Source organism: Arsenophonus endosymbiont of Bemisia tabaci Q2, from assembly GCF_902713415.1.
Lineage (GTDB): Bacteria > Pseudomonadota > Gammaproteobacteria > Enterobacterales > Enterobacteriaceae > Arsenophonus.
In genome coordinates this window covers 1-897 of record NZ_CACTIE010000314.1, presented here as the reverse complement: position 1 = coordinate 897, position 897 = coordinate 1, and the positions used below count along the sequence as shown (strand labels likewise).

Below are 897 nucleotides of genomic sequence, written 5' to 3'. Positions count from 1 at the left end.
CCCAAGTCCTTATCCCAGTACTTCCTAAAAACAGTGTAATCATGATGGATAATGCAACTTTTCACAAGAAACAGAGTATTCAATAAGTCATCATCGATGCGGGGCATATGGTGGAATATTTGCCTACTTATTTGCCAGATCTTAATCCAATTGAACATAAATGGGAACAAGCTAAATGCAAAAAAAAGAGCGCTCGGATGTGAAACAGATATTTTGTTCGCACTCAATATGGTGTAATCAAAATTAAGTCTCTTAGCTATATTTAATGGTAGCTCTCAATTAATCAACCAATTACCGCTTAATTTTCGGTTAGGATTTAGCCATAATAGCCAACGAGATTCATCGCGAAGCCGGTGTAATAATGATGTCAGAAGTACTTCAACAATAGGATTATTTTCATTATATACTTATTCATTAACTACGCCGTTTGAATGTACTGGCGCATTTCTATAATTTGGTAATAGTAAATTTTGGACATTACTAGGTTGATTCTCTGTTTTTATTGGGTAATTCCATGTATTGATATTCATATTGATCTCAGTTTATTACTATACACATATACAGTAATTATGTATTCATATAATATCAAGCCGATTTTTACAAAGCGCTTCGCAAAAAATTAACTTTTCTGCTTAATTGAACATTTAATTGTTGCAGTTTGGATAGGATTGCGTATTTTTTATTCTGCCTGTTAAGTAGAATATTTTTATTAACTATTAATGAGTTAAATAGATATATGCGAAAGTTTATTTATTATAAATATTGAATATAAAGGGTAACTATTAAGTTATAGCTAATCGTCTTAATTTTGATTACAAAAATACATGTTTTTCTCCAATATAAATTTACTGATATAGAGTAATTACTTGTAATCATTTTAAAGTCGCCTAGCTATAT

General features: G+C 30.0%; 2 protein-coding genes and 1 pseudogene. 1 reads left to right on the top strand and 2 read right to left on the bottom strand.

Annotated elements, in window-relative coordinates; genetic code table 11:
• Window positions 1-107 precede the first annotated feature (107 nt).
• Window positions 108-203, top strand: a complete 96-nt coding sequence (locus ARSQ2_RS11665) for a transposase (RefSeq protein ID WP_181995383.1) — start codon at window positions 108-110, stop codon at window positions 201-203.
• 72 nt (window positions 204-275) lie between these two features.
• Here ARSQ2_RS11665 and ARSQ2_RS15180 read toward each other — a convergent pair.
• Window positions 276-395: pseudogene (locus ARSQ2_RS15180) on the bottom strand (SulA-like leucine-rich domain-containing protein); the annotation flags it as partial.
• 358 nt (window positions 396-753) lie between these two features.
• Complete coding sequence (locus tag ARSQ2_RS13990) at window positions 754-876, bottom strand: hypothetical protein (RefSeq protein ID WP_255487719.1); 123 nt, start codon at window positions 874-876, stop codon at window positions 754-756.
• Between the last annotated feature and the right edge of the window lie 21 nt (window positions 877-897).